The 25,288-nt window shown below is 42.1% G+C and carries 23 protein-coding genes and 1 pseudogene; 6 read left to right on the top strand and 18 right to left on the bottom strand.

Annotated elements, in window-relative coordinates:
- Positions 1-227: 227 nt before the first annotated feature.
- From GO755_RS41550 to GO755_RS25510, 4 genes are all read right to left on the bottom strand, one after another.
- Positions 228-479 carry a transposase gene (locus GO755_RS41550; protein WP_227687081.1) on the bottom strand — a complete coding sequence of 84 codons (252 nt, stop codon included), beginning with the start codon at positions 477-479 and terminating at the stop codon, positions 228-230.
- Positions 480-486: 7 nt separating this feature from the next.
- Positions 487-642, bottom strand: coding sequence for a hypothetical protein (locus tag GO755_RS25500; protein WP_157588137.1), 156 nt, complete (start codon positions 640-642; stop codon positions 487-489).
- Positions 643-680: 38 nt separating this feature from the next.
- Positions 681-1,067: a hypothetical protein gene (locus tag GO755_RS25505; RefSeq protein ID WP_157588138.1), complete on the bottom strand. Its 387-nt coding sequence runs from the start codon at positions 1,065-1,067 to the stop codon at positions 681-683.
- Between the two features lie 130 nt (positions 1,068-1,197).
- Positions 1,198-1,419 carry a transposase gene (locus GO755_RS25510; RefSeq protein ID WP_157588139.1) on the bottom strand — a complete coding sequence of 74 codons (222 nt, stop codon included), beginning with the start codon at positions 1,417-1,419 and terminating at the stop codon, positions 1,198-1,200.
- Between the two features lie 239 nt (positions 1,420-1,658).
- On the opposite strand from GO755_RS25510, the gene GO755_RS25515 reads away from it, so the two are divergent.
- Positions 1,659-1,985, top strand: a complete 327-nt coding sequence (locus GO755_RS25515) for an integrase core domain-containing protein (RefSeq protein ID WP_157588140.1) — start codon at positions 1,659-1,661, stop codon at positions 1,983-1,985.
- A 183-nt stretch (positions 1,986-2,168) separates the two neighbouring features.
- Here the strand turns inward: GO755_RS25515 and GO755_RS25520 are convergent, their stop codons facing one another.
- Together GO755_RS25520 and GO755_RS25525 are read right to left on the bottom strand one after the other, a co-directional pair.
- Positions 2,169-5,297: an efflux RND transporter permease subunit gene (locus GO755_RS25520; protein WP_157588141.1), complete on the bottom strand. Its 3,129-nt coding sequence runs from the start codon at positions 5,295-5,297 to the stop codon at positions 2,169-2,171.
- Between the two features lie 851 nt (positions 5,298-6,148).
- Positions 6,149-7,268 (bottom strand): annotated as a pseudogene (locus GO755_RS25525) (IS3 family transposase).
- Positions 7,269-7,939: 671 nt separating this feature from the next.
- Between GO755_RS25525 and GO755_RS25530 the strand changes: the two are divergent.
- A complete protein-coding gene (locus tag GO755_RS25530) occupies positions 7,940-10,714 on the top strand; it encodes an ATP-binding protein (RefSeq protein ID WP_157588142.1) in 2,775 nt (924 codons plus the stop codon).
- Positions 10,715-10,724: 10 nt separating this feature from the next.
- The gene (locus GO755_RS25535; protein ID WP_157588143.1) at positions 10,725-12,218 is read left to right on the top strand and encodes an argonaute/piwi family protein; all 1,494 of its coding nucleotides are present in this window, start codon (positions 10,725-10,727) and stop codon (positions 12,216-12,218) included.
- Positions 12,219-12,817: 599 nt separating this feature from the next.
- Here GO755_RS25535 and GO755_RS25540 read toward each other — a convergent pair.
- Positions 12,818-13,999: an ATP-binding protein gene (locus tag GO755_RS25540; RefSeq protein WP_157588144.1), complete on the bottom strand. Its 1,182-nt coding sequence runs from the start codon at positions 13,997-13,999 to the stop codon at positions 12,818-12,820.
- An 808-nt stretch (positions 14,000-14,807) separates the two neighbouring features.
- The gene (locus GO755_RS25545; RefSeq protein ID WP_198174930.1) at positions 14,808-15,368 is read right to left on the bottom strand and encodes a hypothetical protein; all 561 of its coding nucleotides are present in this window, start codon (positions 15,366-15,368) and stop codon (positions 14,808-14,810) included.
- A gap of 553 nt (positions 15,369-15,921) precedes the next feature.
- Between GO755_RS25545 and GO755_RS25550 the strand changes: the two genes are divergently transcribed.
- Positions 15,922-16,593 carry a hypothetical protein gene (locus GO755_RS25550; protein ID WP_157588146.1) on the top strand — a complete coding sequence of 224 codons (672 nt, stop codon included), beginning with the start codon at positions 15,922-15,924 and terminating at the stop codon, positions 16,591-16,593.
- 122 nt (positions 16,594-16,715) lie between these two features.
- On the opposite strand, the gene GO755_RS25555 is transcribed toward GO755_RS25550, so the two are convergent.
- The 3 genes from GO755_RS25555 to GO755_RS25565 are packed head-to-tail and all read right to left on the bottom strand — an operon-like array spanning position 16,716 to position 18,735.
- Positions 16,716-17,210, bottom strand: coding sequence for a hypothetical protein (locus GO755_RS25555; RefSeq protein ID WP_227687082.1), 495 nt, complete (start codon positions 17,208-17,210; stop codon positions 16,716-16,718).
- 54 nt (positions 17,211-17,264) lie between these two features.
- Entirely contained in the window at positions 17,265-18,599 is a 1,335-nt protein-coding gene (locus GO755_RS25560) for a radical SAM/SPASM domain-containing protein (RefSeq protein WP_157588147.1), read from the bottom strand.
- Positions 18,547-18,735 carry a hypothetical protein gene (locus GO755_RS25565; protein ID WP_157588148.1) on the bottom strand — a complete coding sequence of 63 codons (189 nt, stop codon included), beginning with the start codon at positions 18,733-18,735 and terminating at the stop codon, positions 18,547-18,549. Before GO755_RS25565 ends, GO755_RS25560 begins: the two co-directional genes overlap by 53 nt.
- 131 nt (positions 18,736-18,866) lie before the next feature.
- Between GO755_RS25565 and GO755_RS25570 the strand changes: the two genes are divergently transcribed.
- Entirely contained in the window at positions 18,867-19,274 is a 408-nt protein-coding gene (locus tag GO755_RS25570; protein ID WP_157588149.1) for a helix-turn-helix domain-containing protein, read from the top strand.
- Positions 19,275-19,286: 12 nt separating this feature from the next.
- Here GO755_RS25570 and GO755_RS25575 read toward each other — a convergent pair whose 3' ends face one another.
- Positions 19,287-19,442: a hypothetical protein gene (locus GO755_RS25575; RefSeq protein WP_157588150.1), complete on the bottom strand. Its 156-nt coding sequence runs from the start codon at positions 19,440-19,442 to the stop codon at positions 19,287-19,289.
- A gap of 469 nt (positions 19,443-19,911) precedes the next feature.
- Between GO755_RS25575 and GO755_RS25580 the strand changes: the two genes are divergently transcribed.
- Entirely contained in the window at positions 19,912-20,553 is a 642-nt protein-coding gene (locus tag GO755_RS25580; protein WP_157588151.1) for a hypothetical protein, read from the top strand.
- 12 nt (positions 20,554-20,565) lie between these two features.
- On the opposite strand, the gene GO755_RS25585 is transcribed toward GO755_RS25580, so the two are convergent.
- The 6 genes from GO755_RS25585 to GO755_RS25605 all read right to left on the bottom strand — a co-directional run bounded on the left by GO755_RS25585 (position 20,566) and on the right by GO755_RS25605 (position 24,906).
- The gene (locus GO755_RS25585) at positions 20,566-20,826 is read right to left on the bottom strand and encodes a hypothetical protein (protein ID WP_157588152.1); all 261 of its coding nucleotides are present in this window, start codon (positions 20,824-20,826) and stop codon (positions 20,566-20,568) included.
- A 2-nt stretch (positions 20,827-20,828) separates the two neighbouring features.
- Positions 20,829-21,098 carry a helix-turn-helix domain-containing protein gene (locus GO755_RS25590; RefSeq protein WP_157588153.1) on the bottom strand — a complete coding sequence of 90 codons (270 nt, stop codon included), beginning with the start codon at positions 21,096-21,098 and terminating at the stop codon, positions 20,829-20,831.
- A 227-nt stretch (positions 21,099-21,325) separates the two neighbouring features.
- Positions 21,326-21,922, bottom strand: a complete 597-nt coding sequence (locus GO755_RS41555; protein WP_227687083.1) for an IS630 family transposase — start codon at positions 21,920-21,922, stop codon at positions 21,326-21,328.
- Positions 21,883-22,350, bottom strand: coding sequence for a winged helix-turn-helix domain-containing protein (locus GO755_RS41560; protein ID WP_227687084.1), 468 nt, complete (start codon positions 22,348-22,350; stop codon positions 21,883-21,885). The genes GO755_RS41555 and GO755_RS41560 overlap by 40 nt, the downstream gene beginning before the upstream one ends.
- A gap of 254 nt (positions 22,351-22,604) precedes the next feature.
- Positions 22,605-23,822 (bottom strand): site-specific integrase, encoded by a 1,218-nt coding sequence (locus GO755_RS25600; protein WP_157588154.1) that lies wholly within the window; start codon positions 23,820-23,822, stop codon positions 22,605-22,607.
- 670 nt (positions 23,823-24,492) lie between these two features.
- Positions 24,493-24,906 carry a YybH family protein gene (locus GO755_RS25605; protein WP_157588155.1) on the bottom strand — a complete coding sequence of 138 codons (414 nt, stop codon included), beginning with the start codon at positions 24,904-24,906 and terminating at the stop codon, positions 24,493-24,495.
- Positions 24,907-25,288 lie beyond the last annotated feature (382 nt).

The following is a 25,288-nucleotide window of genomic DNA, read 5'->3' on the forward strand; positions in this document are numbered from 1 at the left end:
CAAATCGCTCCGCTAAAGCGTGATATGTTGCTCCTTTATTGAGTTCATTCACTAATTGGCTGAGTTATTTAGCTGATAAACGAGCGAGTGCCCCTGTTCGCTTCCCTTCTTGCAAGGCTTTGGCTCCTTGCTGCTGGTATTTCTTCAGGGTTCGGCTAACCCAAGGTTGAGTCAAACCAAATACTATAGTGTTCCCGATAAGTTGGCTCTTACGCACTTTGTGTGGTTCAGTATTGATAAAGTACTCGTTGCCGTAACAAGTCCAGTTTGGCTCGTCCATACATCTGCCTCTTAATGAGCTTTAGTCTGGTCACTTGCCCTTCGGTTTGACCATTGCTCCAGGCGGTGGCCAAGGCTGCTCGAACGGCCGCATAGTCCTGTTGAAAACGAAGTCCAAACTGCTGGAGTAACACGGCTGAACAATTTTGACAATGGGCCAACCAATCGTCTAATAAAACCGCCTGGCGAGTTCGAACCATGATGGACTCAGTCCTGACAAACGTAGCGCAGGATTTGTCGATCAGTCTGTTCCAGGAAGCAGATTGGGCGTACCATTAGCCAAGCAAGTTGTTGAGCACTGGGTAACTCAACAACTGGTTGATGAGAGAGTAGCGAGTTGATTACGGCCTGTTTTTGAGTCATTGGCACCGGCTCATTAGGACGTCTACTCAACCATTTACTTACCTGATTGTGAGCACCCGGATAGCCCTGCTGACAAAGTTCTCGCCACAACTGTTGAGCGTTACGACAGCCCTGCTGATAGCGATTTTCCAAGTAGTCCAGAAAGGAGTCAGCATGCTGCGTCCGGTTGGTCGCCGGATTCGTTCGGGAAAGGATTCGGCGTAGGCATACCGACAAACAGTACTACGATTCATGGCCAGTTGCCGACTAATCTTAGAAATAGAAAGCCCTGCTTGGCGCAACTGCTGTACTTTATTAAAGTAGCCTAAGCGTCTTTCCCGGCCAGCCAAACGAGCTTCCATTTCATTTTTTGAATAATCCCGCATCACATAGTTAAGTCGATCTGTTGCCGGTTGAGTTGTTGGACTGGCTTCAGATACTGGCAACAGCTTCCATAGTTGTTGATAGCAACTGGTTAGTATCCTTTCTACAACTTGCTCCAGGTTTTGCAACAAATGTCATCGATCGGCCACTTGCATAGCTTGTGGAGCTCCCTCACGCGCTCCCCGAGCATACTCACTCGAACGATCTCTTCCGGGCCGCCGTTGCGGTAATCACTTCTACACCTGGATGGGTTTTCAGCCAATCGCGCATTCCTTCCGCAGTCCGCCCTTCCAATAAATCAATGGGTTGATGTCGATCCAAATCGACTAAAATCGTACCATATGTCTTGGTTTTCCGTACCGCCCAGTCATCAACTCCTAAAGCACGAGGTGTTTTAAACTTACCGGTTGCCATCGCCGGATTAACCGTAATAGGGTATAATAACTAGTGGGCATATGTAGATGAGTTAGCAACCGGCTGCCTGCTATTGAGGACAATGCGGGTTTTGAGTATAAAATTTCGATCATTCATCTATCGACCCGTATCAAGTACTCCGAAATTGATGACAACTATGGCAGCCAAACGATTGCAGGCATTTATCAACGTGCCTTCGATTTGTTGCCCCCTTTTTCATCACTTTCACCGACAACGCTATGAGCTTTACTATGAAGTATACGGCTCACCCTAAGCGCAAAACCAGTTTTATTAAAACCGTCGAGGAGAGTGGTCGCATCCATGCGTTGATCCAGAAAGGCAAGCCTTGGCGTAATGGGTTCATCGAACGCAGTAACCGGACGGATAAAGACGAGTTGTTCACTCAACTGCGCTTCAGTAGTTCTGAAGAGCGGAAGTACCAGCTCAAGTTGTGGGAGATGGCTTATAATCACCATCGTCCGCACCAGGGCTTGACCAATCAGATTCCCTTCCAGGTCTATTTTCGAGACTACCCGCTTCATGCTGCTACGCGTGGAATAACCTAATCACTCAATACACCTAGGCTTTTTAATCTCCAAACTATATTCTAACTAAAGGAAATGATGAATTTTATGAAGGGTGAAGTTTGGTTGCTCTTTAGGTTTGGCTGTTCATTTATTTTCTTAGCATGTCAAGTAGTTTGAAAAACCTGTACAATATTTAGGTAGTACCTTTAACTTTAAAAGTAGCTACTCAAAACGTTTTCTCAGCAAAAAAAGTGGTAGATAAATACCCACAGCCAGTAATGACATTAGCAGTCCGCCAATAGTACCGACACCTAATGCATACCAGAACGGCTCCTGCCCAAAAAGCAGAAACGGAATCATGCCTATGACTGTTGATAAAATAGTCATCAGCACGGGCCCTATTTTATGTCGGAACGCTTTTTGGTAAGTTCTTATACTTGACAAATGCAAAAACCTGTTACGTATATGGTTCATCTCGGCCACAACAAAAATACCCACACAAACGACGTTGCCCGATAGTAATATAAGACTAGTAAAGCCGCCCTGATCAAAATTACTGTCGGTCCAGTAAAAAGCTAAAAAAACTCCGATATATGACAAAGGAATCAATCCAATTAGGGCCATAGGTTGCCATAAGCTCTCAAAAACAACAGCACAGATAATATATATCAACAGTACGGCCAAGCCTATTAACTCGTAAGGGGTGCTTTCATCGGTGCCAAACCAATAACGGTCCATCGCTTTGACGGTATAGCCAAGTGGTAGTTTGGGACGAAATTCTTCTAGGGTTTTAGCTAGGAATTTTTGGCCGAAATTATAACTTCCCAAATACTCGAAACTCACAATCCGCCGATATTGTTGATCTTGCTTATGGATTTCAGGAATCACTTTTTGGCGGACAACTGTACTCGTCTCAGCAAGTTTAAAATTGGACGTACCAATCTTTATCAGTTGGTGTTGTAACATCCAGATATCGGTAGTGCAGCTTTGGGCGGGCACCAGTTTGATAGCTCCATAGTCTCCATTCATAAAAGCATACAAGTCAGGTTGAGGGCGGGCGTTATAGTCGGCTAGCCGGTTATATAGGGCGGTTGTACCGATGCCATTTAAGGCTAATGCTTCGGGGTTTACACGGAGCTGAAATTCATACAGACTCTTCTGTTGAAATAAACTGGGGCTCCGGTTGGTATTGACAGATTGAACGCGTGGGTGCTTTTCGAGTTGCCGAGCCAGCACACTAGCTTGAACTTCCAGCTGCCGATAATTATAGCCAAACATTTCAATGCTGAAGGTAGGTGTTTCTTCCGCGCCAAGCTTTTGGCTAAATCCCTGCCCTACACCAAAAATATCCCAATCAACCCCGCTCATTTCGGTCGAAAGTAGAATAGCCCGATTTTTTATCTGGTACGGAAAAATACCATTAGCATATGGCTCTCGAAAATAAACCGTCAGGATGCCTTCCTGTCCACTATTGATCTGGGTAATAAACTTATCTATCTCCCCATACTGGCTAAACTCTTTCTCGAATCGACGGAATATGGCATCCATCTGTTCAGGCGTACTCTGATTGGGTAATTCCAAAATGATGTATAAAATCGTCCGATCGGCTTCTCGCTGATACGATCCTTCATGAACGTTATTGATAAACAGACGCAATGTTCCTCCCAGCCATTTATCTACCATTGGCTTTAAATACTCGACATACCAGTTATTCCCAAGCACGGTATTGTAGTATGGAGCCAGAGAATTATTTGTCTCTACTGTGACTGGCAACCAGAATACTGGCAAGCCGAAGAGCAACACCGCTCCCGTTAGGGCAAGCCCCCGAAATCGAAGCAGCCCCGTCAGTAATCGTCTATACTGTCGCTCCATCCAAAGTACCCTCCGAATACGCCTGTTCCTCACCTTTAGCTCCCTCCCCGCCCCTCTTATCTCCCCCCAAAACCTTTCTATTATTACTGGTACAAACCCCATCGATACGAAAAACGAAACAGATAATGTGATAGCCATTACAAGCGCAAAGTCGGTCAGTGCTTGGCGGTTTTCTTCTGGCAGAAACCAAACGATCGCCAGGCCTACATATGTAGTCAATGTTGCCCCTAATAGCGCCGTAAATACCTTCCCATCACGGTACCGTTGGTAATGGTCAATCATCACAATTACGTTGTCCATCACAATACCTAATGAAGCGGTGAGGGCAGCCAGTGAGTAGAGGTGAATTTCCACTTTGAACCACACAAAAACTAGTAATGACAGAAGTAGCGTCACGACAGTGCTACTAATAATGAGCGTAATATAGTTTCGGCTTCGAGTTGTTAAAGCCACAAATAGCAATAGGAACATTGTTGATACACTCGTCTGAACTCCAATTTGTTGAAGGTTCTCGCGAATGTAAGTCGTAGTGTCGTAGGCGATATCAAGTCGATAATTGGGGGGTAACGTTAGAGTAGCAATTTGTCGGTGCAATGCAGTGGCTACTCGGATTTGATTAGATCCTCTCGCGGCCGACATCACAATGTTGATAGCCGTTTTGCCATTAATGCGGTAAAACTGATTAGCTGGTGGCTCCTGTCGGACTGAACTGACTAGATCACTCAGATAAATTATCCGTCCTGCCCTATTTGCCACCGGAATTTTCCGCCAGCAATTGGCATCAACCTCTGTATTATCCAGTCCGACGCGCAGGATACGACCGGTTGTCTGACGAAGTTGCCCCAATGGTTCGCGCTGGAAATACTTCGTTATAGCACGTTGTAAATCGGCTTCTGTCAGTTGCAACACTGGAAGGACATCGGCATTATAGGTAAGTAACCATTCTGAGCGGGTACCGCCATAAACGGACACATTGCCCACATCTGACACAGCAGCCAGTAGGGGTTTTATTTGTTCGTTGGCGTAGCGTTGTAGGGTACCAGGAGAGTCCGGGCCACTTAGCTGAAGTATTATTAGCGGTTTGGTTCGCTCGTGTTCTCTGGGGCTGTTTAGACTTAATTCCGGATAACTCACTTCATGGGGAAGTTGCGGATATACCTGTCTGATTAAGGCGGCTACCTCAAAACGAGTAGCATCCAAATCAGTAGTACGGTCGAGTTCAAGAGTAATATTACTTCCATTATAGCCTGATACCGAACTGATTTTTTTTACACCTTCCAGTGTGGCGAGCACCCCTTCTAGCCGGGACGTTACCTGCTGTTCTAAAACCTCTGGAGCAGCACCCGGCCAAGTATAGCTAAGGGAAAGTGAACGACCACCCGTCGAGGGAGTCAATTGCATTGACAGACCGGGCAACATAAGGCAACCGACGATGGCCAGTACAATAAACGCAACCAGAAGCCCGTAACTACGAAACATTGAGTAGCTAAAAAATATTTTCAAAAACTATAATGCGAATCATTGGCAACTATATGATGGCTTCTAAGGCCTTCACCGATCGCTATCGTCAACACTTAATCGACGCTGATGGGTCAGCCAAGCAAAGTTTCATTCCATGCTCCACGTTTGGGGAACAATACAAACATCTTGATTCCGAACGGCTTACGAATCACGTCCACAAACCAATTATAGGTTTCCTTGACAAGTGTTTCAAATCAGCACTATAACCGCTATCTACAAAGATTATTATCAGCTGAAAGAAATTAATCCTGACTTTGTGTAAACGAGCCAGTCTAAGCCCCCAATTGCTTATCAATATAAACCTCAGCGATTAGCTTTCACCTTATATTTAGCAGCTATTAAGGGGTAGGCATAAATAGGAACCCTTGAATATTAAAGGGTTGATGACCAAACCAATCCAATTACATCCGCAGTTCCCTGTACGCCAAATTACTGTATTTGCCTGACTTTCTACATAATAGTTGGCAACAACCAGACCAGTAACGGGAAAGCCCTAAACTTTTCGAGTAGGTATTTGTCTTACCTTTTGTGTTCATGCTCCTCAAACGTATTTATGCTTTTGCTGCCATGCAGCGCTGGGCTAAAGCCAATTATGGCTTGCTGGGTTGGCAACAGGCTCCAGACCTAAACTATCCGTAGGTTTCTGGGATTCGAATCACTAGATTTACTCATTGATAATATAAACTACTAGATGAGGCATCTTGGAATTTACTGCCTACGTTTTAGTGGTCGTGTCCTTACCCCGTTCGGTGAGCCAGTTGTGACTAGAATTTAAGCCGCCTGTGAGGCCCTCCTGAAAAGTGTTCCGCTCAAAGATTGAGGATCGGACGTTCATTTGTTTGTTTTTGCTTCCCCTTTCCAACCTCATTCGGGGTTAAACCTCCCAGCGAGCTGTGAGGTCGGAAGTTATTGTATTCTTGCCGCCAGTATTCAATTTTTTGGCGGGCATCTTCCAACGATAAAAACCAGTGCGCATTTAAACATTCGTCTCTGAAACTGCCATTGAATGATTCAATAAACGGGTTGTCAGTCGGTTTACCAGGCCTGGAAAAATCCAGTGTTACTCCATTATCATACGCCCATAAGTCCAGTGCCTTCGAAATAAATTCACTCCCGTTATCGACTTGAATCCGTTGGGGCACAGCCAAATCTACACTTTTTAAGTGATTCATCACTGCTACTACATCTTCTGCTTTTAAGGACTGTCCGACGTGAATGGCTAGGCACTGTCGGCTATAATTATCGCCTATAGTTAAAGCCCGGATTTTTCGCCCGTCAAAAAGCTGGTCGGCTACAAAATCCATGCTCCAGCACTGATGAATATTGGAGAGTTGGGGGCGATCCAACCGGTGAGCAGCCGCTCGATTACGGCGAGGCCGCTTGCTTCTGAGATGCAATCCTTCTTCACAATATACCCTATATACCCTTTTATGGTTGTCACGCCAGCCCTCTCTACGCAGCAACACATAAATCCGCTGATAACCGTACCGAACCCTTACTTGAGCAATTTCTTTAATCCGTTTCCGGATCACGGAGTCATCTCGACGACGAGACTTATACTGCAAGGAGGATCGACGAAACTGAATTACAGAGCATGCACGACGAGCCGAAACGCGATAGTTTTCCATTAAACTTGAGGCCTGTTTTCTCTGCTGGACTGGCCTTAAAGCTTTTTTTAAGCACATCCTGAAGCATTTGTTTGTCCAGACTTAAGTCGGCCACTAGCTGTTTCAACTGACGGTTTTCTTCTTCCAACTGATGTAATCGTCGGAGCTCTGCAACACCCAAGCCACCATATTTCTTTTTCCAATTGTAAAAGGTAGCCTCGCTGATGCCCATTTTTCGACATACTTCGGCCACGGCCACTCCGGTCTAAGCTTGCTTGAGAGCAAAGACGATTTGGGCTTCGGTGAACTTGGTTTTCTTCATGGCAATTGTCTGGTTGTTTTAAGATAATACAATTGCCCGATTTTCTCTACTTTATACTGGAACGCTTTTCTGGGGGGAGGTCAAACATGTTGAAGTTGCTCATTATAATAGTCAAAAGGGGAAAGATATTCATCAGCCGTAGTGCTTTTTGCATCTTATTCGAGTAACGAGCCGACTGCTGAACCAGATGCAGCCGATGATATAAATACGTAACTGTTGAAAGGTATCACTCAGCAAAAAACTTCCCGCTAATAAGCTAAGCGAGTGAAGTTTCTGAATCCAGATACAGTCGATCACATCAGTCTTACGTCGGCACGGGCAATGTAGTTCAAAAGAATTATTTTTCATTGTTATTCTTTTTAGGTTAGTTCCTTATTTGACACCCAAAGAACTATTACCTTTTACAACCTATCGCACAGCATCAAATACCCGAAGCTGATATCGTTGGGTAGACCCAGAATCTGTCGTGTTATTTTGTCGGAAACGCTTGACCACCCTATGAATGAAACAAACTTGTGAAGCTTAGGGCCGATACTCCACGCAAAATACGGGCTGGATGAAATGTAACGACTCTTTGAGCAGATTCTGAAGCAATGAGTTTAAGTATGAGTGTTATAAAATCTTTAAATTATTTAAATTCGTACCTTAAACATCTTATCTAGCCACGCAGAGTGAGTTATATAATTTCTAATCCTACTGCCAGTCTACTGCCAATTGTTCGTCATAGTGATAAACCTAGACCTGTATTACTGCTTGGAGCAGGAGCATCAGTTAAATCGGGTATACCCTTGGCAGGAGAATGTGTAAGCCAAATTGCTAAATGGGCTTATGCCAGAGAAAAGAATATAAACATTCATAAGTATCCATTAAGCCGAAGTGACTGGTGGCCATGGTTGCAGGAGAAATCATGGTTCCAAGCGGATAAATCCGAACCAGATTTATATCCGCTTCTAGTCAAACACCTCTTGATACCTAGGGAGGAAAGAACTAGTTTTTTGTTGGATATGATTAATCCTGATGTTCCACCCAGTCAAGGCTATTTTGCATTAGCAGAATTATTACATAGCAATAATTTCAAAACGGTTCTTACAACCAATTTTGATGATTGCTTATTGGTTGCCAAAAATAATATTCGTCGGCCACATTATATTGATGTAATAAAAACGGAGTCAGATTACACAAAGATTTCGACGGTTCCAACCCGGCCACAGCTTATCTATATTCATGGCGCGGTTGAAAACTACAATGATAGGAATACGCTAGAAGAAGTAGGACGTTTAGATGAGAGGCTTGTGCGGGAGATTTTCTATTTGTTGCGCGACCGCCCATTGATTGTTGCAGGTTATCGTGGAGCTGAGAAATCTGTCATGGAACATTTGTTACTTGAAAATGCCCAATACGCGAATAATTATCGGCATGGTATCTTCTGGTGTATTCGTAGAGATAGTCCCCCAGATAAAAGCCCTCCCCTTCTTAAGAGTTTGATTAATTGTATTGGTAGTAATTTTCAATTTATTCAGATTGATGGATTTGATGAGCTATTTGAGAATGAGCTTCTAGGAAAAATACAAGCAGATGGTATATCTTCAATAGACTCTGAAACTAAATCAAGTCGAGTAAATACTAATCAAGCCCCTCCAACTTATGATATGACACCTGTCAGAAAGTGGCAGGACGAAGATTTAGCTAATGCCATCTTACGGGAGCGCTTAATACAGTATTGTAAAGCACTTAAGACATATGTACCTGATAGTATTACAAGAGACTGGCTTATGAGCCAGCAATTACATCTGAATTTGCTCAGTAAAACATCTAATGGGGAAATTTGGGTCAATGCCTCAGGCTTACTCCTTTTTGCTAAAGAACCGCAACGTTACATTCCTGCCAGCCAAATAAGAATTCGATTTATTGGTAATAATATTTGGCTCAAAAATATTTTAAATGAAGGCGAAGAGGATAGTCGGGAATCGTTTGGAGAAATTTACGAGCAAGTCGTTGATGGAAATCTTTGGGTACAATTAAATGCAATTAATGATATTCTTTCGTTAATCAATAAGCCATATATACTTAAAGGGGAGGTTTCTGAAACAGTGCTTCCATATCCACCTGTAGCTTTAAAAGAACTTATCGTCAATGCTATTGTGCACCGTGATTACGAGTCTGATAGACAAACAGTTATTGAAGTGTATTCCGATAAAATCAAGATTGTAAATTCTGGCGGTTTAGTCGACGAAGTACTAAAACAAGTAGATTCTAATGAAAGTATAGAACTAGAAATTGCAAAAGGAAAACGAGGTATCAAAGGTTATCGCAACCCTGTTATTGCTGATCTGTTTTATGGAGCTGGAGCTATGGAGAAGAAAGGCTCTGGTCTTCAAGATGTATTTCAATTAGTTCATTTGAATAACGGTTCAGTTCATTTTGGCCCTAGTGATGATAATGCCTCGTTCGAGGTAACTATATGGTCAAGGCCTGAAGTCGTTGATGCAGAAACTAATACTGCATTACCAACAAGCGTTGGCTCTACGAGGTATGCAGGGAACATTTTTGAGTTATTATCTTATCCACCTTTTGTCTACCATGCCCAATCATTGTTTGGTTGGGCTAAAGATATTTTTGTCGAGCTTGGCGAAAACCCAGTGCCCCCATTTTTACTTAAATCAAATCGAATATTCTCATTCGCTGATTTAAGTCAGAAAAATAATTATTTAAAAAAAGTTATACAGACGGGCACAGTGGAGATAATGTCCACTCTAGAGTTTGAAGAAGTAGTAGGTGAGCGTGACTTGGTATATTTATTTAATAAAATATTTATAACTCATCTCTATTCGAAAGGATTAGTTGTAGACGCTAGCCGTAATCGGGCTTACTTTCCTAAGTTTGATGAAAACGCACGTATCATTTCTTATCAGGCGCGAATCAAGCGAGCATCGCGAACTGTTGCCAAACCTATGCTGGCATCTGATGGCATACGGATAAAGTATTGGGAGCATAAAGCATTTTCCTACAAGATGAAAAAGTTTGGTAATACATGGGGGGTACTAATAACTCCTGGCTATGTTTTTACCGTAGATGGATTAAAGCGCCTTTTAGCACCAGAAAGAGTTGGGAAATTATCAACTAAACGAGCTTCTCGTGATTATAATAGTGCCGTCTTAAATGATCTATTTTTCTGGTCCTGGGTTATTTCTGGCGGTAATCGAGGTTCGTTCGATATACCTATCTTTTCTATACCGACTGACCCTTCGGATCCACAAGGGGATGCTAATGCTGAACTAGCTCTTACCTTTTCATCCCAAATGCCTGTCACAACTATTAATGAAGTTGCCGTTGACCTACGTCAGACAGGTACTGAAATCGACTGGGAAGAAATTGGAGAACTTGATGAACTGCTCAGCCAATATGCAGATGAGGAAGCTGATCAGAATTCAGCCATAGATGACTAACCCCAAATTCATGTCCATCACTATTGATATATCTGAAATACCTGAACCACAATTAGAATTTGGTGGACCCGGCCCGTTTACTGATCCCAAAACTGGTTTAATAAATGCCGGTCCATTTGACTTGTTATTTGGAGCTGCGCATCGAACTGAAATTCGTTTGGGAATTGTTGGACCATCGCTTATGAATCAGCGGGCTGTAACTTGGTTCTCACGGTGCCGTGGGATGCTAAGCTCAGGAATGTCTAACTCTGTTCAATATCCAGATTTTCCAGGATTCCAAGCGATATTTCGTTCAGAATTGAAATTGAGTTCTCAATGGACAGTCGATCTAAATGAAGATAAACTCGCCGGTGCCTTAAGCGAAAAAAGCCAAAAAAAGTGTTTTGAAGACATTTTATCTTTATATGCAGCTGGGTTTAAAAAGTTAGCAACTTCAGAAATTGGCTCTCCAGATGTCATTATCTGTTGCTTGCCAGACGAAGTAGTCGATCGTTGTTGGAGCATACAAAACACGCTTACAGCTCAAGAAAAGAAAGCCTTAGAAGCTCTGAAAAAGAAGCAGGCCTCTGGACAGTTATCATTATTTGATGAACCTGTTGAAGAGATTTCCGAAGATTTAGAAAGGCGAGACTTTCGGCGTGCGTTAAAAGCCAAAGCAATGGCAGAACGGATACCTATACAAATTGTAACTGATCGAGCCTTATTAGACGCGGTAAATGGTCAGGATCCCGCTACTCGAGCTTGGCATCTTTGTGTATCAATCTATTATAAAGCTGGCGGAATTCCTTGGCGCCTGCGTAGCGAAGGACCTGAAACGTGTTTCGTTGGCATTAGCTTTTATCATTTAAAAACCAATCTTCGCCACTTAGTTAAATCATGCATTGCTCAAGGATTTTCTTCTGAAGGTGAAGGTTTCGCTCTACGTGGCGTAAGTATTCCTCCTGAAAAAGCACAGAAACGTGACGTTCATTTGTCTGAAGAGCAGGCATTCTATATGGGTCAACGGATACTTTCTGAATACCACGACCGAACGGGGGGATATCCACTACGAATGGTCATTCATAAATCTTCTTGGTATAACGATGACGAAATCAACGGTTTTCGGCAAGCTTTTAAGAATATTCCGGTAGTAGAGTTAATTAACTTAATGCATACGGATTTCAGACTAGTTAATTACGGCAGCTATCCACCGAAGCGGGGTACACTTTGTACAGTGAACGAAAGCGCTTACTACCTATTTAACACTGGCTTTATGCCATCCTTAGGAACTTATCCAGGCCCACATATTCCAAGGCCATTAGAAATTCGAAGTGACCAACCTTTTGACATTTACCGCACTGCAAGTGATATCATGTCTCTTTCACGCATGAATTGGAATACATCTAGTATTACTGGCGGCCAACCAGTAACTTTATTCTTCTCGCGGCAAGTTGGTGGTATCATGTCGGAATACGGTGAAAATAACCCTACTGAACCGCCATCCTCATTTCGCTTTTACATTTGATTCACCACTGCAAATATTACTCAATAGCGCTCAGCTACCTATAACGAATAAATCAACGAAAGCTTGGCTCAAGCATGATTTTATTGTTGCAAATGTCTCGCCCTTCCACCTTTAAAGTAATAGGGCAAACTGCTTTCGCACTTCATCCAAAATAGCTTCACTTTCTCCTTGTTCTAGGGTGGCCTCGAAGGTCGTTAAATACGAATTAGGCAAAACGACTCTTTCCACTATATCATCACTTGAATCATGCATAAATGACTTGGCTGACAGATCAATACAATCCAAAATACTAGACTATATAGTATCACTCTTGCTGAACATGATCCGGTCAATAATGAGTGGGCCTAATCCTTGAGCAGGGATTCAAATTCTTGGACTAACCTACTGAAGCGCTTGCAACTGAGATAAACTTTTCAAGCCTAGTCCCCAGTTCAATTCCCGATTTCGAGCAGAATACAAACAAAGATTATAATCCACTGATTATCAATTACCATTTTGGTCCAAAATAAACTCCTACCTATATCCCCTTTAGATATAATTGTACAATATTACTTCTACAATTATGAGTAGCCGCTTTGAGGGCTGACGAAACGACTGACCTACTGAATATTGTGGAGCTCCTGCATCATATCGACCAGAGAGATCGCCATCACACCTTTGGAAATCAGATAGCGTTCTTGGCCTGGATAAACCAGAAATCGTTTGGCCGCGCCAATGTCTTCGCAACCCAGATAAAACCCTTTGGACAGGACGGGAGCCATCGAACGCCTGATCTCGATTGCGTATTTCTGTTGCGTGTTCCGTTCAATAACGAGATCAATTTCCGCGCCTGCCGATGTCCGATAAAACCACGGTGTGACACCGGGGGGCAAGCTGGATAACAGGTTTTCCACCACAAACCCCTCCCAACTGGCTCCCACCACCGGATGACCTAGCAGATCATCCATACTTGTCAGGTTGAGTAAGGCATGAGTAATGCCACTATCACGAATATAAACTTTAGGTGCTTTGACCAGCCGTTTGCCGACGTTGCCAGACCACGGACGCAAATGGCGGATCAGTAACAGATCTTCCAGCAGTTCGATATACCGTTTGGTCGTGGGTATGGTAATACCAAGACTGGCTCCTAGTTGGGCCATGTTCAGTTGAGCACCTTGATTGTGGGCCAACATTGTCCACAAAAGCCGTAAAGTAGTCGCTGGAATGCGAGGGCCAAATTGCGGCACATCCCGCTCTAAATAGGTATTAATAAAGTTGAGCCGCCAGCGAAGACTGGCCGGATCGGTTTTGGCTAAAAAGCTGTCGGGAAATCCGCCACGCAACCATAGCCGGTTCTGATCACCAGACTTTGGGGCGATGATTTCCGTAGCGGTCAAACCCGATAGTTCCTTATAGGCTATGCGACCGGCCAGGGATTCAGATGCCTGTTTTAATAGATCAAGCGATGCTGATCCCAAAATGAGAAATTGCCCTGTTTTGTATCCCTGTCTGCGTCGTCGGTCGATGACACCGCGCAAAATGGCAAACAACTCGGGGACACGCTGAATTTCATCCAGAATGATGAGTTGTCCCTTATGCAGCTCAAAATACGCTTCGGGTTCACGCAGTTTGGCCTGATCTGTTGGGCTTTCTAGATCAAGATAGATCGGATCGGGATTGATAGCGGTTGCAATTGTTTCCGCCAGCGTTGTTTTGCCGACCTGTCGGGGGCCAAGGACGGCCACGGCTGGAAACTCCTCCAGGAGTTGAGCGATTTCAATCTGGGCTTCACGCGTTATCATCCTTGCAATTATAACACGATATATTAAATTTACAAGGATAATTTTAAGGGCTTAATAAAAAATTTGCGTTAAATAGAAAGCGAATAACTCCTATAACACGTTGAATCCAATCTGAAAATGGAGTCCGAAATAAAAATGTATGCTTTTTCTACTTATACCATTCTTAGATCTGTTTATACAACTCTAGTCTGCTCATTTGCAAGGGAATTCGGATTGTGCTGGCTAAATACAGAAGCGCACCAGGTGACACGTGCCTGGCGCGTTTCTGTATAAACTGAAATGTTCTCAGCAGCTTTTGAAAAAAAGTCTAAGAAGGTATTTAGGAATTATATTTTGTAATGAGGCTAGAGTCGCTAAAGCAACAGATGAATATTAGCCAAATACAGCCAACTAACCGAAGGTAATAGTGTATACTCGTAGTGTTTGATGATTCGGCGAAAGTAATTGGTCCAAGAAATCATGAGTTCGACTACCTAGCACTTGGCAACGGGCACAAACCCTTGGGTTGATTCAGGCCGCAAGGCTTTCTCAAAGTCAATCGACCAATAAGCTAAGGTTTTGGCAAAAACTCCATTGTAAGACTAATCCCCATACACTTTTTCTAAGCACCCGCCTACCCGCCAAAAAATATCGCCTTATAATTATCTGTGATGGTTCGTAACATACGCTACAGTTAAAAATGTTTTGATTATGTGCGATTTCCTGTTTCTTTGATATTATGTTACCAAGGTTGGGAGCAACGACCTTGGTGAATAAAAGCACAAAAACAGACCGGTGTTATCGGTCTGTTTTTGTGCTTAAAAGGGTTCTATAGTGTGTCATTTTTCATCTTAGACTTCACTCGTAGTTGCTTATATCGCTTCCCCGAGGTTTTTATGATTAAGCCGTCTTCCGTTAACTGAATAACAATCTTGCCGATTGATGTTCTTACTCCTAAGACATCGTTGTAATAGCGGTCGTTATCATCATATAGATATTTTATATATCCGCTTTGCCGAAGTGCCCGCTCGGTTGATAAAAACAGGTGAGAGTTTTGCTGTAACATCTCGTCCAGATTATTCATTAATCGGGAAGCCTTATTTGCCCACTGGTGGAGACCATAACCGATTAGAATTTTCTTTATCTCGTTTAATTCGACAATAAAATCTTCTATTTGGAGGTAAGTGTATCGAGTTATGTGGCCCAACTCACCGAGTTCTTTTTCAATTGTTACACTGAGTTCTGGCCACTGACCACGTAGTTTTTTGACGCGGGCTTTCAGTTTGTTCATCGCGCGAAATGATTCCAATTCGCTATTCAGTGCAAACAGGCTGGATGAAAGCAGCTCTTTGAAAAGCCTGAAATTTTGGTTATCGTGAGAGTGATGCATGTTCGTATGATCAGTTAGTTTAGTTTCTTCAATAAAAAAGGCGGAGGTTTTAGCCCCCGCCTTTAGCGTTCTGCTACTCATGCAGGGGCTAGCTAGTATTATATTTCACATTCATTCCTCCATGAACATGATAATGTAGACTGTTTCCGTGAGTGGCTGGAACAGGAACAGCACACACGGTGTGTGGGTCGAATGATGATATATAGGCAGCTACATTATTCATGATGAATTTTATCTGGTCTTACATTGATAAACATCTTGACATACGGAACTTCTTCCCTACATGCCAATCTCAAATCCTAGACTCGATTGGAGTCAAGGTTCCCGAATGTTCAGTTCACACCTTTGGTTCAGTCGCGATACAAAGCTAAAGACGCTGTTTTACAAATCCAAAAAAAAATTTGTTATATATTTTTTAACATTAAATTCTATATATAATTTAACAGTCGTTTCATTACATGCTATATAAACGCTTAAATCAGTAATCTTGTAAATAATTTGTAATTTTGACTTGCTGACAATGTATCAGTAGAGTATACTAACTTAACAGAATATGGCGCATTTTCCGAGTTCCTTACAAGCTAAATATTCTCTTGAAAGCTCTGATCTTTATAATAAGCTCGATACGGTCTGGTTAAAGGAGCTTGAACAGAAAGAGCAAGAAGCTCAAAAAAACAAGCCTGTTGATAAAAGTCTGTCAATTATTGAGGAGCTTATCTTGAGTAAAAAACTTCGGGAAGAAAAATTATGCAAAGCAATGCTAGCAGATATGGGTATAAAGAAATACAGAAAGTTTACGTTGCCTACTAATGAAATACTAGAAGCAATCAGAAACAAGAAGGAAATTGATGGATTTAATATTGCTAACGCAGTTAAAAATCCAAAATTTCGCTTTTATACCAGTGATAGCCCACTTGCTAGTCTTGAAATATCAAACACTATGGCTAGTGTTATAAAAGATATTAAAGATAGTAATATTTTCATGAAAAGAGGAAGACAAAAAAGACAAGAAAATGCAGACGAATATGCGAGAAACATACATAGTATAATAAATGAAGTTACCGTTCATGAAACATTTAAATCTTTTAGAGAGGCTGCCAATTTTCTCAATGATCAAAAAATCCCTACACCTTTAAACAAAAGATGGCAGCCTAGAACGCTGACATTATTGAATCAGCGTTGGGAAGCTCTTGGCTTAAGTACTCTTACACCAAAGCCTAAGTAGCCTTATTTGAATTTATTATAGCTCCTTAGCTCGCCTTTATCCCTATTCGATGAAAGATGCATTGATTCAAGACAGATTATTGGAAAAAGCGAATTGAAGCCAAGTAACCATATCTAAAACGATTACATAGCTTCTTTGATCTCATGCCTTGAAAACCACTGAAAACCGCGTTCAACGGCCATTTTATTATCGTATATGTCGTGAAACTCTACTTTCAGAGTAATCGGGTTTAACTGATCACGGACACGGTTCAATGCCTCTTCGCTCTCCTGGGGAGCAAGAGAGGCATCAAAAATTGTCAGGAATGAAGTGGGTAGAATAACTTTTCGCACGGACTCATTTACGCTAATCCTTGTGTAAGATCGACTATCTAATTCTAGGCAATCTTCGATAGACGTATATGCTTTATCATCTTTTTGAAAAATGAGCCGATCAATAATCATCGGCCCTAAGCCATTGTTCGTGACTCGAACATAGATATGACCCTGGCGGTCTTCCAAATCAATTTGTCCTAATGGCTTGAGGGATTTTTCATTATGGGTTCGCTGCAAATACACCTGCCAAAACAAGCCTATTAATGCCAACACTGAAATAACCACCGTCATATCACCCATCATTGTCAGCCTGACCTTTCCTGGTTAAGTCTAGAACGAGAGGATACCGAGCAGGAGTTAAAGCATCTTAAAATCCCGGAGTCGTTTCAACCGTTCTTTAGCCTGAAGATCATACAGTAACGGAATGATTCGGTGATAGAGGCTGCATTGAGGATCTTTGCCGTTCAACCTATAGACGGGACAACCACTGGTACAGACCGCATTGTATCGACAAGATTTACAGTCATTCGACCGATTCTCCTCTTCATGACTGCCCTGCTCAATCATATCGACCAAGTCTAAGTCAGGGTTGAAGATAGAGTGGGACGATTGGTGCTCGTCGCCAAAGTGGACATGGCAGTAATTGAGGGTGCCATCGACATAAATAGCTCCCCCGGAAAATCCAGATGCACACGTCTGAAACCCTAATTCATGAGGCTTGAGATCACAGAATTGATGCCGATGAGAGAATTGCCAGCCGGTCTGAATGGCTTCTTCCATGAGGGCGTAGGATGCCAGAAGATTGCTTTCTAAAAGCTCTGCATCAAGTGCTTCGCCTTTGACAATTGAATAGCGAAACGGCACATCCAGATCGATTAAATAGCGGGTCAACTCGGGTAGTCCCTTCAGATTCTGGTTAGTGACGACGGTGTTAACCGCTACTGGAATGTGATGAGCTAATAACGTTCTTAAATTCCGATCAATGCGTTTAAATGTGCCTGTACCCTGTTTGAATGATCTACTGGCATCATTGTAAGCTTCGACACCATCTAGTGAAATACCGAAGCTAACAGCATGCTCCTCACAAAACGTGATGATCTCATCGGTTAGAATAGTCAGATTGGTAATGAAAGATGCCTCAAAGCGGCATCCTAGTTCATGTAACTGTTGGCGAATTTCAGGGATAAACGCTTTCCAGGATTTGAACTGGGTTAAGGGCTCACCACCGGCCAGCCGGAATTTAATGTGTTTAAGCTTTCGCTTAATAACTGTTTCGACCACCTTCTCCAGCAATTGCTGTTTAGTGCTATCCGACATACCGTCGGTGGTGTTCAGGGTCGATATGTAGCAATAGCTACAAACCAGATTACAGCGGTTGGTGGTATGAATCCAGAAATTGAGCGATTGAGGGGAACTTGGCTTTTCCGGCTTGCTGAACTGGTCATCAAACCGAATAATTTCGGTTTGTGAGAGAAGTTTAAAATAATCCTCCAAAACGGTCGGAGAAATGTCTAGCCGCTCGCTCAATACAGAGACCGTAGAGCGGCCATCAATGGCCTTTATAATATCGGCTTGAGCCTCTGTTAGAAGGCGAAGCGATTGTGGATAAGCACAATTGACAGCAAAGGAATATCCCGGCTCAATTGGCCGCAGCAACAGATGCGGTGATTTGACGGGGATCAATGGCTTCATCGTCTTCAGTCGAATAGTAAGCTGAACAATCGCAATTGGTATTGATAGATGGGGCAATCAGTTCTTTTGGGCCGATTAGTTTTGTCAGGATTGAAAAATCATCAAACAAAATATCGTTCTTGCGGACCGCGGTCATAGTTGAAGTTTTTTAAAGTGATACCTGCCCGAAAGTTACAGCATTAGATCCGGCCTCCATTAACGATAACGCTTGTATCGAACAAGTCTATTGCTTGTTTTTTACCAGAGCGATTTCATTTAGATTTGTACATGGACACACATGTAATACACCAGGGGCGTAACGTAAAGCGGATTCGGGAGATGCTTGGGATCAAGCAGGATGTTCTGGCAACGTCATTGGGACTTAGTCAGCAGTCAATCTCTCAAATAGAGCAAAAAGAAGTATTAGAGATTGCTACATTGCAAAAAGTATCAAAAGCCCTTGGCGTTTCAGAAGACGCCATAAAGAGTTTTTCTGAAGAAGCCGTAGTTAATATTGTAGCCAATACGATCAACAACCATGATCAATCGGCTGTTGTAAATTACTATCCAACCTTCAATCCGATTGATAAAATAGTTGAATTGTACGAAGAAAAATCAGCCCTTTACGAGAGAATGCTCACACTGGAAAAAGAAAGAAATGAATTGTTACTGAAACTACTAAATTCAAAAGAATAAGCTGGAAAGAATTTACCATTTTTGGGCAAATAGAGGAGACGCATCGGCTGCGGCTTGCCCGTGTTCTAATAGAATTTCACGATATTTAATCAGTGCAATAGACTTATAATCAGCTTCTGATATAAAATCAGGTAGCTTAAAAACATCTTTAGCAATCACATTTCGCATCCACATTTCAGCGATCGGCGAATGTTCTAATTTGGGTTCATAACCTGAAAATCTAGTCAGCTACTTGGGCAATGAAATCAGCTTGACTCAGTTGACCCTGCCAATAGTTTTGCACGAGTAAGCGTAAATAGGGTTCGTATGGTATGATTATACTATCACTCGGCAAATAGCCAAGATGGGCCTCAATCAGAACGTGCCCTTCTCTCTTGAGGTTTGGTATATTGTGGCATCAAGAAGCAGATTATCCCAGCTTACTGTATCTAGACGAGCTTCCAGGAGTGTTCCAGTAAAAACGATTTCAAAACATTTATCGTCACTGTTATTTTTTTAATATTTTTTTGACGCACATCCATTGTCCGCACCTATATTATAAGTGATCCAATTTATTTATATTAGCATAATAATATTAAATATCAAGGCATAATTTATTAAAATAAAGATAGTTTCCTTTACTTTAAACTAAATTATCATGGGAGAAAAAGAAGTCCACGCTCAGCAGTATAAAGAGCGCTTTGATTTAAACGAGCAACAAGCCAAAACATGGGGAGAATTTCTTAAACGGAAACGCGATTTCACGCAAAGATACGGCGCTGATTATACTGACATTTTGCTGAAAGACGAGAAAAAAACATTAGAGGCTAAATTTAGCCAAGATCATAAAGATTTGAATGAACAACACTACCAAGAATGGTTGAAATATCACGAAAATGAACCACAGAGTAAGCCTTACAACCTACCCAAATTTCTAAAAAATCCAGAAGGAATAAAAGACCAAAGCAGAACTGATAAAAGCCCTAACCAAGTCGTTAGCCACACTTTTCGTCAACCACTATTTGTTAATCCTTTTAAGCAAGTAGATGAAGTACAACAGAACCTACCCCCCAGCCAAACAAAGAATAGTGAGGCATCAAAAGATTTTTTGAACACAACGCACCCTACGTCAATAGAAAACTCTGAAAAAGAAACTACAGAACTAACAGAAAGGAAGATTGACACCATGTCTTCACGGTTTTCGCAGAGTTTGAGGTATACTCAAGCTCGTGAGAGTATTGGGCAGTTCTCCGGGAAAGTGCGTGACCTAAAGACCAAAAAGGGTAAAGATAGAGAATAAGCTTTGTCTATGTCAGTCCTTATCAGGTTCGATGTGCCGACCTTTCGTTCTATTTGGCGTATTAGGTCGATCCCCTTTCAACCAAGATGGAAGTCGATCCCTAGTTTGCTCCTTTATAAGTTGCTGCCTACCTGCTTGAAAACCGGCGTTTCGTATATTCTCAACATTAATTTTCGCCAATTGCTCAGCAAGTTCTGGCATGTATGCTGCGATGGTATAACCTTCATTAAAGCCTTTTAAATAGTCTGGTTCGACTTTATCTTGATCTTCCATAGTTAGAACGTATTTTTAGCGTTTTGCTCAAGATAAGCTTCAACTGAAGCTCGGTCGTAAAGAATAATCTTTTTTTGCGGTTGAGTAAAACGAATCTTCCCTTCATCTCTCAATTTCTGCAATGTTGTTTTCGATTTGATATTTAAAAGCAGCATCGCTTGTTCGTCGGAAACCCATTTTTCTTTTTCCTGCCCTGCCTTCTCTATAAGCCGAGCAACAACCTGCTCAATCAGAATATAAAAAGCTTCGTCTTGCAGGCAGATTACTTCCATTTTATTTAATAAACGTAAGATTAAAGCTGTAAATAAGTAGACTATTATTTATAAGAAATCATTTTTAATTCACTTACTCTTATTTTCTATTTGCAAATTAAGATTATTAAAGCCGACAACCTTATAAAATTGCCCAAGCCGTGTAGTTTCTTCCCCAATGCCTGATTTCACGAATCCAAATAGTACGCGCAACCATTGCAATCCCATACTTATTATTGATCCGTGAATTAATCTGTAAAGAAGGCTACCTCCTTTTTATGGAAGAAGACCTGAACTAGTTTCCGATTCCCCTCTAATAAATTGACCTGTTCTAAGACCGCTACCGTCAGATCATCTAAGGACAGAAACACTCGGTTTTTCAATCCCTGTTTGATCTGATTCCACACTAATTCGGTTGGGTTTAGCTCGGGACTATAAGCTGGCAAACGCTCCAAGTGTACTCGTCCAGGGCGCTCTTTTAAAAATGCTTTGACTGCTTCTCCACTGTGGATCGAAGCCCCATCCCAGATAATAAGCAAATCGCGCTTACGATAGCGACTGCACAACTTGTCTAAAAACCAGATTATATCTTCGCCACTGAAGGAGTGATCCTGACCTCCGACATAAATGCGACCATTAGGAGCGATAGCGGCAATCAAGCTCAGATGGTCCCGACCTGCTTTTTCCATTAATACAGGCGTTTTACCTCGCGGTGCCCAAGTTAAACCCAGCATGGGCAATAAATAACAGGCTGACTCATCGACATAAAGAATGACTCGTTGCTCAGCTTGCGCTTTTTTTAAGTTCAGTCGGACCGCCGATGCGGTAAGTGTTCGACTCGCCATTGCTCGACTCGTTGGGCGTTCTGCTGACGCGCTTTGGGCTGCGGTTTCTGCCGGCTCCATTCGGCCTTTTTCAGTAAACGCCCCACTTGTGAGGGATCGTAACTAACACCAAAGAGTCGCTTGATGACTTCATTAACGCGTGGTCTTGTCCATATATGACCTGGAAAGCCATGATGTTCAGCGCCTTTGTTTAACTCCTCAATCAACTGCGTTATCTGCAAGTCGGTTAGTCGGCAAGCTGGTCCGGTGGGCTTATGCCAAGCTAAAGCGGCTTGACCGTCCTGGCGATATTTTTTCAGCGTTCGGCTGACCCATCCTTCAGTTAGGCCTAGGGCTTGAGCAATCATGGTTTGTTTCCAGCCAGCCTCTTTTAGTTCTGCACACCGTCGACGCAATAACTCATAGTCAGATGGTTTATAAGTTGCCATGACCAACAAAGAATCAAGCTTTACAAGCCTACTCACGGATCAATAAAGGAAGATACCCAATTCTGGCAATAATCCTGATGATTATCATTTATTCTGGACACAGAGCGATTACTTTTCAAATACTCGAAATAGAAAAGAATATAACTCGAAGGAAATGGCAGACCTCCCATGGAGTGAATGGTTGGAAACGGTAGGATAATGTAGCTCCTGTTCTCGCCCTTTACCGGCAAATAGTTTCTGTTTCAAGACATAGATCACTCCATCCCCAAAACAGCATCAAGCGCATCATCAGCTGTTTTATTTATGAAATTGCTCTGATACCCAATCGTGGTTGTGATATTAGAGTGCCGATAAAGCTTCTGTAACATCTGAACCGGTATTTTGTCGCCTGAGATATTGCCAAACGTATGCCGCGCAATGTGCATGGTTACAGGCTTAGCAATTCCAGCCCGTTCAGAGATTATGGTCAGAGCCTTATTAAGCCGTTTTACAGCATAGGAAATCTTCCGCTGTACATGGTATGTATCCTCTGAGTCCTCTAGCACTTTCAACTCGGGGAATATTAAATCGTTTTTCTTTGGCTGTTTTTTATATTGCTTCAGAATAGCAAGCACTTTTTCAGGCGTTTTCAATGAACCGGCCTTGTTGTTCTTGCCCATCGTATAATGCATCCGGTCATCTTGGAAATCCGACCATTTCATTCGCAAGACATCCGAAATCCGCATTCCAGCAAAATAAAAAGACACTAACCATATGTTCCGTGCGTGATTCAAATATTCGTTATCAGACAGATCAATCTGTTCAAGGTTTTTGACTTCTGATGGTACAAGTCCGATCTTTATGGAGTCTGGAAACTTGATAGAAATCTTGCCTTTACCGAACGGATAATATTTCGCATCGACCATATTACCTGCAATCGCCTGATTATAGACCGTTCGGATAACGATTAAATGATTGATGACCGTGCGTTCACTAATCTGGCGTGTACCCTTCAGATAAGCCCTAAAACGGTTTAAAAGTGGCACATCAATTTCAGAGAAAGTTATATCAGCTCCGTCTAGGAATTCACGAAAATGCTTGATACGAGCTTCATCGGTTTTTACACGGTTGTACTTACCCTCATTCCGCATATTTTCGATACATTGGCTAGCCAACGTAAAAAATGATTTACCATCCTTTGGCTTGATCTGCTTACGAATGGCGCTCACCGATACGTCTTTTTGTTGGACTTGAAGATCAATCAATTTATCACTGACCTCCGCTTTCTTCTTCAGGATCAAATTATTCAACCGTGTGGAATTGGGGTGGCTTTTCTTGACTTTTTGACTTGAAGCATCCCATTCACTTTCAAGCAGGTTAAACCCCAAATGAAAAAAGGTTGATTTTCGATCTTGGGTAATGCGTAGAGCAAGCGGATATGTATTATCTAGATTTCGCTTTTTGCGCAGGACAACTTTAATTGCTGAAGCCATAAAATGATTATATTAGATGCGGTAAATCACTCTAATTGAGGCCCAAACAAAAGCATTTGGTACAACATAGGTACAACAAATCGTGTTTTTTTATGGTTTCCTGTAATTCAATAATAAATATAAATATTTGATAATCAGCAGATATTAAACCATATCGCACCATATGAGACCATATTCCATAGAATTCATAACCCTAAGGTCGGCAGTTCGATCCTGCTCCCCGCTACTTAGCAAAAAAAGTCCTTTACAAGCACGTAGAGGACTTTTTTTATGCTTTAAGAGGCTTTTTGAGGTGTGTGCTGAATGCAACACAATAAACTTAGTGCATTTATAAGTATGGTTCAATACTCTTAATATATGAATTTCACTCCTATATATTCCTTCTGAAATTGCCTATAGCGTTTCACTTTTACCCTGAATTAATTAGCGCTGCGGTTCTTTTATACATTTATTCCCCTATATAGCTTAATCAAGTAGTGAGCTAGCTCAAGTTCTACCCTTGTGCAGATCCGTAGCCGATGCGCCTGCAAGTAAACGTAGACTTGAAGAATCAGTAGGTATTGATACTTCCTTTACCGTTAATGCTATACGTCATAGTCTTGCTAAGCGCAGGATACGTGTCATTAGCGTGTGCATGCAATAATCATAGTAGCTGAAGAGTTGCTCCGGGCTAAATATCCAAAATTGCAGTGAGACCATTGGAACTAATTGGAGCCGACGTATGCTGATGTGTCACTTTCCAGCCGTTTTCAAATTTTGAAAATCCGAGTGTTATTCGATTCTTCATACTCCTTAAAACAGCACCGTCGCTTGAAATAGCTTGAAACTGAATCAGGGCACTGGCAAATCCTACATTGCCTGACTGATGAATATTCACCATGTCGAAGTCAACTTTTACTTTTTCTTCCCCTAAAGAACCAAGCCAGTCTTTAATAACTTTACTCCATTCCAGTGAGTTCGACTGATAACCTTGATCCCACATATCGAATATAACGGCTTGCTCATCGTACAGATTGATCATGGCCGTTGTGTCCTTACGCCAAGCAGAAGTTTGGTAAATCGTGAAAAATTCTTCGATCTCCATAAAACCTATTTTAATTTTTTAAGGATTTTCCTAGTTCTCTCAAAAGTGCAGTTAGCTAAGTCCAAAACACCCGTCGAAGACAATGTGGCTCTGGTAGAAGATGGCCACATTCTGGAGATACCCTTCGTTTTGCCCTTTACTTTATAGGGTATTATACAAAATCACGGGCCTCGTCTTTGGTATCGAACACCCGCCAGGGCTGGAAACTGGCTTGTGTTTCCCCTTCAAAATAACCGACTTGGTACGGCTTGCTCATGGAATAAATATAGTGAACCGTCTGTGATTTTACAAAGCAATGTCCAACCTCATATATCTGTAAAGTACGAAATAGCATTATGGCGGTATTACACCACAGATGGGTATTATATAGTAATCAGCTCTA

Source organism: Spirosoma arboris (assembly GCF_009754945.1).
GTDB lineage: Bacteria > Bacteroidota > Bacteroidia > Cytophagales > Spirosomataceae > Spirosoma > Spirosoma arboris.

Coding starts and splice junctions, on each gene's coding strand:
- GO755_RS41550 (WP_227687081.1), bottom strand. CDS start 479: ATGGTTCGAACTCGCCAGGCGGTTTTATTAGACGATTGGTTGGCCCAT.
- GO755_RS25500 (WP_157588137.1), bottom strand. CDS start 642: ATGACTCAAAAACAGGCCGTAATCAACTCGCTACTCTCTCATCAACCA.
- GO755_RS25510 (WP_157588139.1), bottom strand. CDS start 1,419: ATGGCAACCGGTAAGTTTAAAACACCTCGTGCTTTAGGAGTTGATGAC.
- GO755_RS25515 (WP_157588140.1), top strand. CDS start 1,659: ATGAGCTTTACTATGAAGTATACGGCTCACCCTAAGCGCAAAACCAGT.
- GO755_RS25520 (WP_157588141.1), bottom strand. CDS start 5,297: ATGTTTCGTAGTTACGGGCTTCTGGTTGCGTTTATTGTACTGGCCATC.
- GO755_RS25535 (WP_157588143.1), top strand. CDS start 10,725: ATGTCCATCACTATTGATATATCTGAAATACCTGAACCACAATTAGAA.
- GO755_RS25540 (WP_157588144.1), bottom strand. CDS start 13,999: ATGATAACGCGTGAAGCCCAGATTGAAATCGCTCAACTCCTGGAGGAG.
- GO755_RS25545 (WP_198174930.1), bottom strand. CDS start 15,368: ATGCATCACTCTCACGATAACCAAAATTTCAGGCTTTTCAAAGAGCTG.
- GO755_RS25550 (WP_157588146.1), top strand. CDS start 15,922: ATGGCGCATTTTCCGAGTTCCTTACAAGCTAAATATTCTCTTGAAAGC.
- GO755_RS25555 (WP_227687082.1), bottom strand. CDS start 17,210: ATGATGGGTGATATGACGGTGGTTATTTCAGTGTTGGCATTAATAGGC.
- GO755_RS25560 (WP_157588147.1), bottom strand. CDS start 18,599: ATGAAGCCATTGATCCCCGTCAAATCACCGCATCTGTTGCTGCGGCCA.
- GO755_RS25565 (WP_157588148.1), bottom strand. CDS start 18,735: ATGACCGCGGTCCGCAAGAACGATATTTTGTTTGATGATTTTTCAATC.
- GO755_RS25570 (WP_157588149.1), top strand. CDS start 18,867: ATGGACACACATGTAATACACCAGGGGCGTAACGTAAAGCGGATTCGG.
- GO755_RS25575 (WP_157588150.1), bottom strand. CDS start 19,442: ATGCGAAATGTGATTGCTAAAGATGTTTTTAAGCTACCTGATTTTATA.
- GO755_RS25580 (WP_157588151.1), top strand. CDS start 19,912: ATGGGAGAAAAAGAAGTCCACGCTCAGCAGTATAAAGAGCGCTTTGAT.
- GO755_RS25585 (WP_157588152.1), bottom strand. CDS start 20,826: ATGGAAGATCAAGATAAAGTCGAACCAGACTATTTAAAAGGCTTTAAT.
- GO755_RS25590 (WP_157588153.1), bottom strand. CDS start 21,098: ATGGAAGTAATCTGCCTGCAAGACGAAGCTTTTTATATTCTGATTGAG.
- GO755_RS41555 (WP_227687083.1), bottom strand. CDS start 21,922: ATGGCGAGTCGAACACTTACCGCATCGGCGGTCCGACTGAACTTAAAA.
- GO755_RS41560 (WP_227687084.1), bottom strand. CDS start 22,350: ATGGCAACTTATAAACCATCTGACTATGAGTTATTGCGTCGACGGTGT.
- GO755_RS25600 (WP_157588154.1), bottom strand. CDS start 23,822: ATGGCTTCAGCAATTAAAGTTGTCCTGCGCAAAAAGCGAAATCTAGAT.
- GO755_RS25605 (WP_157588155.1), bottom strand. CDS start 24,906: ATGGAGATCGAAGAATTTTTCACGATTTACCAAACTTCTGCTTGGCGT.